Source organism: Methylovulum miyakonense HT12, from assembly GCF_000384075.1.
GTDB lineage: Bacteria > Pseudomonadota > Gammaproteobacteria > Methylococcales > Methylomonadaceae > Methylovulum > Methylovulum miyakonense.
In genome coordinates, this window is record NZ_KB913025.1 from 3,046,290 (window position 1) to 3,060,906 (window position 14,617).

A 14,617-nucleotide genomic window follows, 5' to 3' on the forward strand; every position below is an offset into this window, starting at 1 on the left:
GCGATGAAACTGCAATTGGAAAGGGATTTGCCGGTGCTGTTGTTCGTGCTGGTTTGCGTATCGGTGGTGGCCGCGTTGCCGCAAGTCGAATCGGCTTGGTTGGGGATCAAGGAAGTCTATGGCGAGCAGGATTTTGGTTTGCGCATCTTGCGTGAGCTGATGTTGGTGGTGATGGTCGCTTACGCTTTTTTTGAGCCACGCTTGCGTAACGGGGTCTCCAGCGGGGCCGTACTGGCTTTTTTGAGCGTGGTCGCCACTTATGTGCTGTGTGAAGTGGCTTATGCGCTATATCTGGATTTGCCGCTGGTGGTGCCGATGGCGGGGCTGCGGGTTTTTGAATACTTGCCGCTGGCCTTGATCGGCTTCGCCGTCAGCCAATTGGGCGCGGGCGAATATATCCTCAACCGCTTCACGCATTACCTGCGCTATTACATCGCCTTGCAGGCGGTGTTGGCGATAGCCCAGGCGCTGTGGGCGCCACCGTTGTTCGGGGTGTCATTTTTAGGCGGAGGCCGGCCTTTTGGCACCTTTGTCAGCCCTAACTTGTTTGGTGCGGCGATGGCGACTTGTGCGCTGGTGTTCGCCCTGGTGCCGGGGATGCGGCTATGGCTGGCCGTGAGTGTCTTCCTGGCGTTGCTGAGCGGTTCGCGGACGGCGTTCATCAGCTCGTTATTAGTGCTTTTTTTCCAGGTTTATGCGCTGCTGCGCCCCCGTGACCGTTGGGCCTTAGTGATGCCGGCGCCTATTTTGGCCATCGGTGCGCTGGTGCTGGCGTCCAGCCCCTTGCTGAGCGGCCGTGATGACGCCGACCCCACCCAAGATGGCAGGCTGGATTTGTGGCAGCGGATTTTTTCCAATTACATCCACGGGCCGGTGGATTTGCTGTTCGGCTGGGGTTTGGGCTTGAGTTCCAACACCATCAACATTCTGTATGGTGCCGAACATTTCCAAGGCCAATTTGATTCGGACAGCCTGTATTTGTTCTTGCTGAATGGCTACGGTTTGGTCGGCCTGTTGGCTTATGTGGGTTTTTTATGGGTCACAGCACGGACGTCCGTCCACCCGGACAAGGGCTTGGTGGTGACGTTCATTTTAGTCGCCGGATTGACGTTCAATATGTGGGAGTATTTTCCGCAAAACGTTTTGTTGATGTATTTGTGGGGCATGGTGTTGGGCACGAGTTTCCAAACTAGCACACCTGTAGACCGGGTTCACGCGGGTTCCCACACTGCCCCTGATGGTAAGCCGCAGCTTCACTGCCAGGAATAAATTTTAATATTCATGTGGTTACGATTGCTTTTGTGATGCGCTTCAATCGTAGGTCGGGTTAGCGATAGCGTAACCCGACGCAATCAGCACAAAAAATGTCGGGTTACGCTGACGCTCGGCAACTGCTCCTGCGTTGCTCTACCTTCTGCATCCATGCAGTCGTAACCCGACCTACTGAAAGTTTCAGGAGAAAACAAAAATGTTGCGGCTTTTGAAAGAAAAACGGATGTTTGGTGATGCGTTTTGGGTGCTGTTTGGGCAGTTAGTCTCCGCCATCGCTTTGTTGGCAGGGACACGCATACTCACTGAGCTGGTGACACCTGAAACCTATGGGCAAGTCGCGCTGTTGAACGGTTTTATCGCCCTGGGCGTCGCGGTTTTTTCTTATCCTTTCGTTTGCGCCGGGATGAGGCTGTTGCCGGAATGCCCGGACATTGCCTCACAAGCGGCATTGTTTAAGGTGGTGTTTAAATTGGCGGCATGGTCCACAGGTGTGGCGGTTGTTTTGCTGATGCTCGGCGGTTGGGCCTATAGCCGCATCGTCCCGGGCTCTATGACGCTGTTTGTGCTGACAGGCTTGTTGCTGGTGGTGACCGTACGGCGGGAACTGGGCATCCAACTGCTGATAGGCGGGCGTAAACAACGTGGGGCCAGTTTATGGCAAACCAGTGACAGCATCCTGCGCCCGGTGTTGGCCATCTCGTTGGCCGTGTGGGTGGAGCCCAAGGCCGAATGGGTGTTGCTGGGTTACATCTTGGCCAGCATGGTTTCGAATACGGCTTGGTCATTTGTGCAAACCCCTCAGGCCCATAAAAACCAACGCCCTGCCACCGTGCGGCCTTATAAGGCGGATGTCTGGGCTTACGCCTTGCCGTTGATCCCGATGGAATTGATCTTTTGGCTGAATGGCTTAGGCGATAGGTATGTCATTGGTTATTTCATGAGCGCCGCCGAGGTGGGTTTATATGCCGCCACTTACCTGATCATCAACGAGGCGTTCAACCGCTCGGCTATGGTTTTGCTACGGGTTTTCCAGCCGGTTTATTTCCAGTCATGCGCGTCAAACCAGGCCAAGGAAGGCTTTAGGATTTTATGGCTATGGATAGGCTGTGTGGTGGCGTTAGGGATTGTGGGTGTGGCGGTATTGTGGGTGACCAAGGATTGGGTGGCGATGTGGGCGCTGGCGCAATCTTACCATCCGGCGGTGGCGCTGATGCCTGCGATAGCTAGTGGCTGCGCCTTGCATTGCCTGGGGACGGTGGTGTCGCAACCGCTGTTGGCAAAAAAACGCACCCGCTTGTTGTTGCTAGGCAGGGTGTCGGGCGTGCTGACGGCGGCCATCAGCATCCCGCTGCTAGTGCAAGATTTTGGTTTGCTGGGCGCGGCGCTGGCGAACCCGGTTTACTTTGGTGTCGAGGCCTTGGTGTTGCTGATGCTGGCCAAACCTTGGCGGCCTATCAGTCCAGGGCATCGGGATGCAGATGCCATCACCCGGACGGAAGAGGAAATGGCAAGCGTAAGCATCACGGCATGAGATGCCGCTGGGCACAAGCCTACGGGCTGATCCCGACAAAAACCTGCGGTGCCCGGGCGCGGCAAACGGGAATAAAAAGACGTTACCGGGTAACGTCAGTTATTAAAAACAAACACAAGGGGAACATTATGATTTACGCATCCACCACTTCAGGAACTTATGGCGAAGTCTTACACGAATGTGTGGCTTGCCGGGCCGAGAAAATACGCTATTGGCGGCAAAAAAACTACCAATACACCCAAAGCGCCAGCCACAAGGAATTCCATATCTACCGTTGCGAAAGCTGCGGCACCGGGTTTTTAAACCGCCCGCCCGCCATGCAATGGCTGCAATCCATTTACCAATATTCCGGGCAAGCCCTGACCCAAGCGGTGACGCTGGAAGAGGTGTTGGCCAAGGAAACCGAGTTCCCCAATTGCAAGCTGGACGCGGCCCGTATGGGCCAGCTCGCCGACCGCTTCAACGTGTCCGATAATGCCCAGGCCTTGGATATAGGCTCTGGCTTTGGTTTCTACACGCAGGCGCTGAGGAAAGCGGGCTACCAAACCACCAGCATCAACCCTGGCAAATATGAGAACGAGGTGTTCAGGCAGTTGAACGGCGACGAACCTCTGGCCATGATGTTTGAGAATTACCAGCCCACCGGGAAGTTTGGCGTGGTGATGATGTCGCAGGTTTTGGAGCATTTGCTTGAACCCGACCAAACGGTAAAAAAAGTGGCCGGACTGTTGGCATCAGGTGGCGTGTTGGCCTGCGCCGTACCCAATTACGCGTCGTTCTTGGTCAAATTGCTGGGGACGAAAGACAACGCCTGTTTATGGGTGCCTGAGCATGTCAATTATTTTACCGAGCAAGGGCTAAGGGAGTTGGTCGGGCGCAACGGTTTACGGGTGGTGAAAGTTGAGCAGGTCACCCGCATCCCGTCCAACGCGCTATCCAAAAGGTTAGGCCTGAAAGGGAAAACGGCGGCGTTCGTAGACCGTCTGGTAGGCCGTTGGCAAAACCCGTTTGCCCGTTTTATGAACTTCCTGGGATTGGGCATTTACATCAATTTATACGCGGTCAAACCGTGATTTAAAAAAGGTAAACAAATCCCATGCTAACTATTGTCATTTTGACCAAAAACGAAGAAGTGAACCTGCCGCGCTGCTTGGCCGCGATTCCCGAAAGGTATCCGATAGTGGTTGTCGATTCGGGCAGCACCGACGGCACGGTCGCCATCGCTGAAAGCCGGGGTTGCCGGGTTTATGGCAACCCTTGGCCGGGCTTTGCCGAACAGCGTAACTTCGCCATCCGGCAATGCGCTATAGATACGCCGTGGCTATTGTTTGTCGATGCCGACGAAATTTATCCGCCCGCCTTTTACCAATGGTTTGAAGCCGGGATGGCGGGCAACGAAGTTATTGATGTGCTAATGGTGCCGTCGGTCCTGTACCTGCGCGGCAAACGCCTGAACCATGCGCCCGGTTACCCCATTTACCACCCACGACTGGTGCGCCGGGACACGGTGCGCTTTGTCCGCAACCATACCGGGCATGGCGAGGCGGTGATGGATAACTGCCAGATAGGCTATTCCGACATCCCATACCAACACTATTTTTATCATGGGGAAATTATTGAATGGATGCACAAACATGTCGATAAGGCCGCGCAAGAAGTGCAAGTGCGGCCCACCACGGGCGCGGTGATGACGGCGCGGGGGCGGATCAGCGTTTTATTGGGGCGGTCTTGGCTCAGGGTGCTGGCTCGGTTTTTATACCACTTCGTATTCCGGGGTGGTTTTTTAGATGGCATGGCGGGCTTAGAATTTGCGCTGATGTTCACTTGGTATGAGGCGACCATTTATGTGCAGGCAAAATCCGGTATCCAGGCAAGGGGGTAACATGAAAATTTCGTTGGTTTTAGCAACACTAGGCCGTGACCAAGACGTGCAGGTGTTTTTGGAGTCGGTGCGGCGGCAGACTTACCAAAATTTTGAGTTGGTCATCATCGACCAAAACCAGGACGGTAAAATTGACGGCATTGTCGGGCCATTCAAAAGCTGTATGGAACTGCGCCATATCAAAGTCAATTTTACCGGTAACGCCAGGGCCAGGGATTACGGCATAGGCTTTGCCAAAGGCGAAATCATCGCTTTCCCTGATGATGATTGCGCTTACGAAACCGATGTCCTGGAAAAAGTCGTGGCCGAATTTGCAAGGCGCAAAGGCCTGTCCATTTTGGTCGCGGGTTCTTATGACCTGGCGTCCAGCCGCTTCAGCATCGGCGTCAACAGCCGTAAAGCGCATTACTTCTCGCGCTTCCAGATGATGGGGGTCGAGTTCACGCAGTTTTTTGACCTCGCCAGGATAGACCGCAAGCAATTTTATCTGGACCACGATTTTGGCATTGGTTCCAAATATTCCGGCGGCGAAGGCTTTGAGCTTTTGTACCGTTTGCTGCGGATAGGCAGCGCGGCGTTTTATACCCCGGACATCAAGATTTACCATCCGGACAAAGACCACTACCAGCTGGGGACGGCCAGGATGCTGATGTATTCCACCGGGGTTGGCGCGTACATCCGAAAATTCGCCAACCAGCGCGATGCGTTCATTTTGTACTACATCGCCCGCAAGATGTTTATCGCCCCGTTCCTGAAAATGCTGTTGGCCTTGGTGTTATTGAACCGGAAAAAGCTGAGCTTTTCGTTTTACAACTTGGTCGGCGTTTGGCGGGGGTTTCTGGCTTATGGAAGCCAACACACCATTTAGCAAAAAAATCCTAGGGCGGGACGGGGTTTGCAACCCCGTCCTTAACGTTTAATACACTGTTAATTAATTAAAACGTATGGAACGGGTACAAACCTGTTCCAGCTTGAGCAAAAAAATAACTTATCAAGAATCGGTCTGTAGGAAAAGTATGATCCACGAAAGGCACGAATACCCTCTGGGACAAGAAGCATAAAAAACTTCACAACACGATTTTCGTGCTTCTTGTGCCCCTGCGGGTATTCGTTTTTTTCGTGGACAAACGCTTTTCCAGGCCTGTTTAACCACAATTAGATTTAGGAGAAATGCAATGGATGTAGGTATTGTCACTACACATATCCCCCCCGCCAAAGGTTACGGCGGGGTGTCCGTCACCGCCGCCGTGTTGACCAAAGCGTGGGCTGAACGAGGGTATAACATGGTGCTGGTCGCCTCTGACGAATCCACCGATGGCCCATTGCGGCCCGAAGACGTGCGGCTAGGCGACGGGGTGGAGGTCAAACTTTACCCTTGTTATGGCTTCAGGCGCTGGGGCTTTGGCCTGGGCGCAATCCCTGAGCTGTTCAAATTGTGCGTACAAGCACCTGTGGTTTATATCCACGGCATTGCCACCTGGCCGTCCACGCTGGCGGCGGTGTTTTGCACGGTGCTGCGCCGCCCGTTCATGGTGGCGGCGCACGGCGGCTTGATGCCGGAGCATGTGGCTTTGATACGCCAGCACAAACCCCATAAATGGCTGTTCTATAAATGGCTGACGTTCCCCACCTTGCGCCGGGCTATCGCCGTGCATTGCACCAGCAATACCGAAGCCCAAGGTGCGCGCGAGGTGCTAGGTGAAGGTTCACGCATTTTGCTAGTCCCCAATGGCATAGCCAGCCGTGATTTTACGATTGCCCCTTACCCCACTAGGGAAGGCCTGCAGCTTTGTTTCTTGGGCCATATCCAACAGGAAAAAGGCATCAACGCCTTTATCCGGGCGTGGTTGAAAGTGCGCCAGCCATCAGACCGCTTGGTGGTCGCCGGGCGGAGCGTGGACGGCGCTTATTTCCAAGAATTCCAAGCTTTGGTTGGACAGGCGCAAGGCGCTATCCGTTACCAAGGCTATTTGGAACGCGGCGAAGTCTTGGATCTGCTGGCGGCCAGCCATTTTCTGGTGTTGCCTTCGGGCTTGGAGGAAGCAGGCGGGATGCGCGAGAATTTTGGCAATGTGGTCGCCGAAGCCATGGCGGCGGGGCGTCCGGTTTTGGTGGCTAAGGGCTTGGCCTGGGATGGCTTGGAAGCCACAGGTGCTGGCTTTGTTTTCGATAGGAACGAAGCATCGGTATGCGACGTGTTGCGCAAAGCCCAAACCTTGGGCCGCTTGGCATGGGAGCAGATGTCTTCGAACGGTAGAAGCTATGTCGAACAACAACTGGATGCCGTCAAACTGGGGGATAAGGTTTGGCAGGCATTGACGGAATGTGGCCAAGCCGCAAACCCTATCCCATTAGCCGAGGAGTCTTTGTATGAATAAGCCTTTGGGTATAAGCAAGGTAGGGCTGATTGTCCCCACCTTAAATGCCGGCGGCCTTTGGGAATCGTGGTTGGAGGCCTTTGGACAACAAACCCGAAAACCGGAGGCTTTGTTGTTGATAGATTCTTCATCCAGCGATGACACCGTGGCGATGGCCCGCGCCCAAGGTTTTGAGGTGCGGGTTATCCCTAAGCCGGAGTTTAACCACGGCGGAACCCGCCAGTTGGGAGTGGATTTGCTGTCGGACATGGACGTTATCGTGTTCCTGACCCAAGACGCCTTATTGGCTAGCCCCGACGCCATCGAAAAGCTGGTGGCCGGGTTTGACGACGGGCAAGCCGGCGCTGCCTACGGGCGCCAGTTGCCGCACCGCACCGCCGGGCCGATTGCCGCCCATGCCCGGTTATTCAATTATCCGGCCGAAAGCCAACGGCGCAGCCTGAAAGACCGGAAACGCTTTGGCATTAAAACGGTGTTTATTTCCAATTCATTTGCCGCTTATAGGACAAGCGCATTGATGCAAGTTGGCGGCTTCCCTGTCGACACCATCATGAATGAAGATACCTTTGTGGCAGGGAGGATGTTGATTTCCGGCTGGAAAATTGCCTATTGTGCTGATGCCCAAGTGTTCCACTCCCATGATTACAATTTTCGGGACGAATTTAAGCGTTATTTTGACATCGGCGTTTTCCATACCACGACGTCATGGTTGCAACGGATATTTGGCGGGGCATCGGGCGAGGGCCTGCGTTTTGTGGTTTCGGAAATGCGCTACCTGATGCAGCACGCCCCTTGGTTAGTCCCGTCAGCCCTATTGCGTACCGGCTTGAAATGGCTGGGGTTCAAATTGGGTGCGCTACATTGGGGATTGCCGCAAGCTATGCGCAGGAGCCTTAGCCTGCATGGGACGTATTGGTTCCGCAGCTTGCCGTAATTCCCGTCAACAAAGAGGTGATGGGACTAATCTTCTATAGGGTGGGCACCGCTGTTTTGCCCGCCATTTGCCTGATAAAACGACTGAAGAGGCCACGGATTTAACCCGCCACCCACAAAGAAAATCCGGATGCCCCTACGCCCGATCCAATGGCCAACACTTATGTCAAACACCCAATTATCCCTATCACCGTCCAGGCTTTTGCTCCTGGCCATCCTGTCCAGTTTGTCCCTTAGCGGTTGCCAAACGTTGCCGTCGCTGACCCAACCGGAACCAGTGGCAAGCAAGGTGGACAACGGAACCCTGCCGGAGTCGGTGGAGACGCATGAGTTCGGGTTGGCTGACGGGCAAACCCTGGTCGGCGCATTGGCCGCGATGGAGTCGCGCGAAAACGATACCCTGCCGGATATCGCCCGGCATTTTGGCTTAGGTTACAACGACATCACCCGGGCAAACCCGATTGTGGCGCCGTGGACACCCGCACCGGGCAGCCGGGTGCTGTTACCGACAAGCTTTATTTTGCCAAACACACCGCATCAGGGCATCACGTTAAACCTGGCCAATATGCGGCTGTTTTATTACCCTAAAGCCGAACCCAACAAAGTTTACACTTACCCGATCGGCATCGGTAGGCAAGGCTGGAACACGCCAACAGGCTTGACCCAAATCGTCACCAAAAAAGCCAACCCGGTTTGGAATGTCCCGCCTTCCATCCACCAGGAACATGCGCAAAAAGGCGATCCCTTGCCTGGCTCAATTGGGCCGGGGCCCAACAACCCCTTGGGGCTTTATGCCATGAACCTGGGGTTTGAGCGTTACCTGATCCACGGCACCAATAAGCCCTACGGGATCGGTATGCAGATCAGCCATGGTTGCGTGCAGCTGTATCCTGAGGACATTGAAGTTTTGTTCCATAAGGTCGGGGTAGGGCTGCCCGTGCGCATCGTCCACCAACCTTATTTGACGGCATGGCAGGATGGCGGCTTATATCTTGAAGCCAATGAACCCTTGCCAAAGTGGTCGGGTGATAAAGCCCGGCTAAAAAAACAGCTGCTGAAAGACTTGCGTAAACTCAGCGCCAAACAACATGTCACGGTGGATTGGGGGAAGGTCGAGCGCATTGTCGAGCGGGCCGATGGTATCCCCACGCCTGTCCTAGTGCCCAGCCCTAGTGAAACGGAACTGGCTGCATCCGCCACCTTGCTTAAGCATCCTGAACGGCTTTACCAGCAACCGGAGCCTGGGATCATCACGGACAGTGACTGGGCGGCGTTAGTGGGCCGTTTTGACAACGAAACCGAAGCGCAAAAATTGGCCGCCATGCTCACGCACCAAGGGCCGATGATACCTGCCCATAAGATCCAGAAAGATAATGGCTATTTAGTGATCGCCGGCCCGTTTAAAAGCAAAAAAGAATTGAAGAGCGCCGTCAAACGTATCCGCATGGATTTTGATTTTGACGTTGAGCCGTTAAAACCGCGTACCATTACGGTTGATTGATGGCCATTTGGAGCCGGGTTGCCGGATCAACAACCCAAGCCACTGCCAGTTGGTTTTAGAAGGCCTTAGCCATCAAGCTACCGCACAGGCCTCTGCTCCCTTGCGCGGCAATTGCGTTGCTATTTCCAACAAAGAAGCCAGATTTTTAAAGAAGCCAGATTTTTACGGTGGTTATGCCGCCCTTCTTGGAGCGTGGCGTCCTCGTGTTTGGATAATTTGGGGCGTCCACTAAAAAGCTAGCCGATTGTGCTGGATAATTATAAACTTGGGCGCGTAAGGCAAACTGTCAACCTTGATACGATTGAAGGGATTGGGTTTAGAATGGCGTGGCGGGTTTTCAGTTCGGAAAAGGTCGGGTTTTGGATCAGCTAGAACTAAGGTCTTTGAATTAGCAAAAGTTTATCCAGATTTTTTACACCATAATTTGGAGGAAGCGGCAACCATGAAAACCAAATATCCTTTAATAGTCATATCCGTCACATTGCTTAGCAGCGTATTTTGTGGATCCAGTTTCGCAGACGGGGACGAGATAATCGACAGCGTAGTCAGTAGTATTGATGACAGCATAAAAACTTGGCAGATATTTTTCTGGATCAGCTTGACATCAATTGTCATTGTTGGCGTTCTTGGCGCAATCATTGCCACTCTCCAGGGTATTGACCAAGTCAAATATAAAACCCTCACCATCGTTTTCGGCGCGGTTATTACCCTGTGCACTTTTTTATCTAATAGTGTCCTAAAAGGGGATTATAGGCTGTACGACACAATCCAAAAGGAAGCGCGTTTAAGGAAGGCGGTGCTGAGTGGTTTAATTGAAAAATTTAAAGCTGCCGAAACGGCGGAAGCCAAGAATGAGTTGATTCCTGTGCTTCTTAAAGAAACTCGCCTGATCAATCAATTGGAAACAAAGCCGGCTTTGGATGCCGATGGCACGGCAATGTTGGAATTCCAATTCGTCAATTCAGCCTATGCGGACTCCCCTCCTAATTGGCTAACGGCGCTTCCTGAGGATAATGATTATTTATATTTCAGAGGCTCCGCCGACTCGGAATCCATCGCAAACCTAGAAACGGCCGCCAACAAAAATGCCATGCAGAATGCGGCGGATTTCATGGCAAAACAATTCGGCCCGGAAGCCAAAAATATCGACACCGGGAAATTGGCGGGGTTAATCGCCGATTCAGCAGAGCTTTATAGTTCATACATCAGCAGCACCGATAATAAAACTTACCGGTACTACAGCCTGATCAGAATCAGTAAAAATACAATGAAAATGGGTGCCAGGTTATTTGGTGTCGCAAATAATGTGGATATCCCCGAAACCCTGATTGCAAAAATCGATACATCCCAACGCGCCCGTGACGATTATACGGCGAAGCAAACAAAACTCTACGAAGACCAAGAGGATCAAATAAAGAACGACCTTCCTTCGGAATTATATTCGAAGTATCTAAAGGCTAGGCAGTTAAGGAGAGAGGAAAAAAACAATCTGGCGGCCATCCCTTTATTAAAGGAAATACTCCAACAATCAGCCGATTTCTATCTAGGTTGGTATAACCTTGCGTTGGCCTACGATGCCCTTAAGGAAAATCCTGCGGCTGAAGAAGCCTATAAACGGGCGATTGAGCTTGAATCCAAGTCCTTGCCCAGGGATGCAACGCTCTATAACTCTTACGGCCTCTTTTTGCGTAATCAGAAAAAATATCAAGAGGCGTTAATCCAGTATAAAAAATCGCTTAGCCTTGACCCAGAAAACCCAAGGGCCCAAAACAACCTTATTCAGTTGACCAAGGATCTTAAGTCCAATTAGATTCCCCAAGGCATGAGGTTGGATCACTACGGACGGGTTCCAATACCCTTACCAAAAATTTCAAGCCAGCCCGCGTAGGGCGCATTAGCGATAGAGACTGTGAAAGAATTGCAAAATGCTCTAAGAATTAATGATTGTCCACGAAAAACACTAAACAATTAAATGTTAACTTTCAATAACTTATATTTAATCTGGTTTTACACTTTCGTGTTTTTTCGTGATTTTCGTGGACATAAAATAATTCTTTCACAGTCTCGATAGCGTAATGCGCCGGATGATTGAAGGCCAACATGCGGTGCATACGGCTGTCGCCTATTGCACCCTACGGTATGTGTCTTACGGGTTTTATCTTTTTAACCGTTTGCCACAAAATCCCCAAACCACCTTAAAAATGATATGGGCAAGGCCTCAAGGATCCGTTATTGATGAAGCACAAACTTAAAATAGGTTTTTTAACGGCCCATGATCCGGCGGACCGGCGGGCGTGGTCGGGGATTATCCATTATCTGGCAAGTTCACTGGAGCGGCATGCCGGGGAGGTCATTCCATTAGGGCCGGCCTTGACCGGACGTGAAGACCACGTTAAGACCGTAGATTGGAAAGCCAGGCAGTGGTTCGGTAAGGGCTACGATTGTAGCCATAGCCTTTACCTGTCGATGGGCTATGCCCGATTGTTCAACGCACGGTTGCGGCAAAATCCGGTCGATGTCATTTTTGCCCCTGTGGCCTCCACAGAAATTGCCATGCTCAAGACCCCCATCCCGATTGTCTATATGTCCGACGCCACAATGGCGGCGATGTTGGGGTATTACCCCGGATATTCGGAGTTCATGGCCATTTCCAGGATCGAGGCCAATCTCACGGAACGGCTGGCAATCCAAAAAGCGGCGCAATTGATTTATCCGTCCAGATGGGCCGCAGATTCAGCAATCCAAGACTATGGGGCGGACGGGGGGAACGTCCATATTTTCCCCATGGGTGCCAACGTTGATGCCTTGCCTTTGCGGGAAGATATTGCCCGGCGCCGGCGCGGAGAATGCCTCCGCTTGCTGTTCGTCGGTGTGGAGTGGCAAAGGAAAGGCGGGCCGGTGGCTTTTGATACCTTGGTTGCCCTTGGACGTATGGGCATCCCGGCCCGCCTCACCATCGTGGGATGTGTCCCCCCTGCTGGTGTTTCACATCCTGCATTGACGGTAATCCCGTTCCTTAATAAGAACGATCCGGCCCAACGCACACAACTGTCCGAACTTTACCTGGATTCAGATATTTTCATTTTGCCCACCCGCGCGGAATGCATGGGGATTGTGTTTTGCGAGGCGGCGGCCTATGGGCTTCCGGCGTTTGCAACGGCGACGGGGGGAGTCCCTTCGGTGGTTGGCGATGGGGAGACGGGGCGGCTATTCCCTTTGGACGCCAGCGGCGAGGATTATGCCAAGTCAATCGCAGAACTTTGGCGTAACCCCGCATACCTGGATGAGTTAAGCAACGCAAGCCGGGCACGTTTTGATACTGACCTAAACTGGGATGCATGGGGCAAACAAGCCGCGAAAGTTATCCATAGGGCCGCTGGATCCGGGGCTTTTGGACAAACGCTTTAATCAGGAAAAAATATGCCGAAATTTATACGAAAACGGATAATGGTGACTGGAGGGGCCGGATTCCTGGGTTCCCATTTGTGCGAACGTTTGTTGGAGAGGGGGGATGATGTCCTATGCGTGGACAATTTTTTTACCGGGACGAAGGACAATATCGCACATCTGATCGGTAACCCCCATTTCGAGCTTCAGCGGCACGACGTGACCTTTCCCCTCTATGTTGAAGTGGACGAGATTTTTAACTTGGCTTGCCCGGCCTCACCCATCCATTACCAGTTTGACCCGGTGCAAACGACCAAGACATCTGTTTTAGGCGCCATCAATATGCTGGGTTTGGCCAAACGGGTCAAGGCCAAAGTGCTCCAGGCCTCAACCAGCGAGGTCTATGGGGATCCGGAAATCCACCCGCAACATGAGGGTTACTGGGGTAAAGTCAATCCCATCGGTTTACGGTCTTGTTATGACGAAGGCAAGCGTTGCGCTGAAACGCTGTTCTTTGATTACCACCGGCAACACCATTTACGGATCAAAGTCGCCCGGATATTTAACACTTACGGGCCAAGGATGCTCCCGAACGATGGCCGGGTGGTCTCGAACATCATTATGCAGGCCTTGCAAAACGAACCTATCACCCTATTCGGGAACGGGATGCAAACCCGCTCTTTTTGTTTCGTCGACGATTTGGTCGAAGCCCTCTTACGCTTGATGGACACACCTGACGATATCACAGGCCCCATGAACCTGGGCAACCCTAAGGAATTCACCATTTACCAGCTCGCCGAGCTGGTCATACGGATCACGGGCTCCCGATCGGCTATCGTGTTTAAGCCTTTGCCTTCCGATGACCCGCGCCAACGCCAACCCGACATTGCTATGGCAACAGGAACCCTTAACTGGAGCCCTAAAATTTCGCTAGAAGAGGGGCTGGAATTGACGGTCAGGCATTTCGAACAATACCTTTCAGCCTAGCAACGGCATCAATGCCATAAACTGGCTTTTGCCCCACCTGCTAGGCTTTTGACTATTTCAAATAATTTTTTCTTGAATTTGCTGCAAATTCCTGGAGTTTCCGATGGCTACAATTAACATGCCGTTAAAGCATTTTTCCTATTTTTATACCAAGAAAAGCCTGGCCGGATTGGCGGTATTTTTAAGCCTATTGTTCTTGCTGGGTGGCTGCCAGGACGTATTAACCCCAGAACAGGCCACTACGGCATTTTGGGAAGCGATGGCGGAAGGGGATATTGATTCGGCCAGGAAATATGCTACCGAGGAGAGCCAACATCTTGTAATTAAACAGCAAAACCTAGAAGGGGCGGCTGTAAAGACCGGGGCGGTTTTAATCGACGGTGCCAATGCAAGGGTATCGACGACCATGACGTTAACAAAACCTGGCAACAATAAGGTGTTGTCTTTTGACAGCGTTTTGTTACAAGAAAATGGCCGATGGAAAGTCGATTATCAGCGAACGCTCAATAATCTTTTTAGCCTGCCTTTCGGGGATATTTTTAAGAGTTTGCAAGGGATAGGCGAAGCCATTAACAAGGGGCTGGAACAACAGATCCCTTTGTTTGAGAAGCAAATCCAATCCTTCGGTGAAGCATTGACACGGCAATTGGAGGAATTTCGCCGTCAACTGGAAACCCCCGCCCCGCCTGAAAAACAGCAGCCCCGTTCTGACAGCATCTAACTGTTTCCCCTGAAAAGTCTGGTGA

The 14,617-nt window shown here is 52.4% G+C and carries 12 protein-coding genes; all 12 read left to right on the forward strand.

Annotated elements, in window-relative coordinates; all coding sequences use genetic code 11:
- Positions 1-3 precede the first annotated feature (3 nt).
- The 12 genes from METMI_RS0115045 to METMI_RS0115105 all read left to right on the forward strand — a co-directional run bounded on the left by METMI_RS0115045 (position 4) and on the right by METMI_RS0115105 (position 14,592).
- Entirely contained in the window at positions 4-1,269 is a 1,266-nt protein-coding gene (locus METMI_RS0115045; protein ID WP_019867120.1) for an O-antigen ligase family protein, read from the forward strand.
- Between the two features lie 199 nt (positions 1,270-1,468).
- Entirely contained in the window at positions 1,469-2,803 is a 1,335-nt protein-coding gene (locus METMI_RS0115050) for a lipopolysaccharide biosynthesis protein (protein ID WP_019867121.1), read from the forward strand.
- Between the two features lie 128 nt (positions 2,804-2,931).
- A complete protein-coding gene (locus METMI_RS0115055; RefSeq protein ID WP_029151729.1) occupies positions 2,932-3,876 on the forward strand; it encodes a class I SAM-dependent methyltransferase in 945 nt (314 codons plus the stop codon).
- 23 nt (positions 3,877-3,899) lie between these two features.
- On the forward strand, positions 3,900-4,685 hold the full coding sequence (locus METMI_RS0115060) for a glycosyltransferase family 2 protein (protein WP_019867123.1): 786 nt from the start codon (positions 3,900-3,902) through the stop codon (positions 4,683-4,685).
- Between the two features lies 1 nt (position 4,686).
- Positions 4,687-5,553, forward strand: coding sequence for a glycosyltransferase family 2 protein (locus METMI_RS0115065; RefSeq protein WP_019867124.1), 867 nt, complete (start codon positions 4,687-4,689; stop codon positions 5,551-5,553).
- Positions 5,554-5,860: 307 nt separating this feature from the next.
- A complete protein-coding gene (locus METMI_RS0115070; protein WP_019867125.1) occupies positions 5,861-7,063 on the forward strand; it encodes a glycosyltransferase family 4 protein in 1,203 nt (400 codons plus the stop codon).
- Complete coding sequence (locus METMI_RS0115075) at positions 7,056-7,997, forward strand: glycosyltransferase family 2 protein (protein WP_019867126.1); 942 nt, start codon at positions 7,056-7,058, stop codon at positions 7,995-7,997. Before METMI_RS0115070 ends, METMI_RS0115075 begins: the two co-directional genes overlap by 8 nt.
- A 162-nt stretch (positions 7,998-8,159) precedes the next feature.
- Positions 8,160-9,497 (forward strand): L,D-transpeptidase family protein, encoded by a 1,338-nt coding sequence (locus METMI_RS0115080; RefSeq protein WP_019867127.1) that lies wholly within the window; start codon positions 8,160-8,162, stop codon positions 9,495-9,497.
- Positions 9,498-9,939: 442 nt separating this feature from the next.
- Positions 9,940-11,307 (forward strand): tetratricopeptide repeat protein, encoded by a 1,368-nt coding sequence (locus METMI_RS0115085; RefSeq protein ID WP_019867128.1) that lies wholly within the window; start codon positions 9,940-9,942, stop codon positions 11,305-11,307.
- A gap of 425 nt (positions 11,308-11,732) precedes the next feature.
- Positions 11,733-12,905 (forward strand): glycosyltransferase family 4 protein, encoded by a 1,173-nt coding sequence (locus METMI_RS24280; protein WP_019867130.1) that lies wholly within the window; start codon positions 11,733-11,735, stop codon positions 12,903-12,905.
- A 12-nt stretch (positions 12,906-12,917) separates the two neighbouring features.
- A complete protein-coding gene (locus METMI_RS0115100) occupies positions 12,918-13,871 on the forward strand; it encodes a UDP-glucuronic acid decarboxylase family protein (protein ID WP_029151731.1) in 954 nt (317 codons plus the stop codon).
- A gap of 103 nt (positions 13,872-13,974) precedes the next feature.
- A complete protein-coding gene (locus METMI_RS0115105; protein ID WP_019867132.1) occupies positions 13,975-14,592 on the forward strand; it encodes a nuclear transport factor 2 family protein in 618 nt (205 codons plus the stop codon).
- Positions 14,593-14,617 lie beyond the last annotated feature (25 nt).

Excerpts from the sequence above, each read along its gene's own strand:
- METMI_RS0115045 (WP_019867120.1), top strand. The coding sequence starts at position 4 with ATGAAACTGCAATTGGAAAGGGATTTGCCGGTGCTGTTGTTCGTGCTG.
- METMI_RS0115050 (WP_019867121.1), top strand. The coding sequence starts at position 1,469 with ATGTTGCGGCTTTTGAAAGAAAAACGGATGTTTGGTGATGCGTTTTGG.
- METMI_RS0115055 (WP_029151729.1), top strand. The coding sequence starts at position 2,932 with ATGATTTACGCATCCACCACTTCAGGAACTTATGGCGAAGTCTTACAC.
- METMI_RS0115060 (WP_019867123.1), top strand. The coding sequence starts at position 3,900 with ATGCTAACTATTGTCATTTTGACCAAAAACGAAGAAGTGAACCTGCCG.
- METMI_RS0115065 (WP_019867124.1), top strand. The coding sequence starts at position 4,687 with ATGAAAATTTCGTTGGTTTTAGCAACACTAGGCCGTGACCAAGACGTG.
- METMI_RS0115070 (WP_019867125.1), top strand. The coding sequence starts at position 5,861 with ATGGATGTAGGTATTGTCACTACACATATCCCCCCCGCCAAAGGTTAC.
- METMI_RS0115075 (WP_019867126.1), top strand. The coding sequence starts at position 7,056 with ATGAATAAGCCTTTGGGTATAAGCAAGGTAGGGCTGATTGTCCCCACC.
- METMI_RS0115080 (WP_019867127.1), top strand. The coding sequence starts at position 8,160 with ATGTCAAACACCCAATTATCCCTATCACCGTCCAGGCTTTTGCTCCTG.
- METMI_RS0115085 (WP_019867128.1), top strand. The coding sequence starts at position 9,940 with ATGAAAACCAAATATCCTTTAATAGTCATATCCGTCACATTGCTTAGC.
- METMI_RS24280 (WP_019867130.1), top strand. The coding sequence starts at position 11,733 with ATGAAGCACAAACTTAAAATAGGTTTTTTAACGGCCCATGATCCGGCG.
- METMI_RS0115100 (WP_029151731.1), top strand. The coding sequence starts at position 12,918 with ATGCCGAAATTTATACGAAAACGGATAATGGTGACTGGAGGGGCCGGA.
- METMI_RS0115105 (WP_019867132.1), top strand. The coding sequence starts at position 13,975 with ATGGCTACAATTAACATGCCGTTAAAGCATTTTTCCTATTTTTATACC.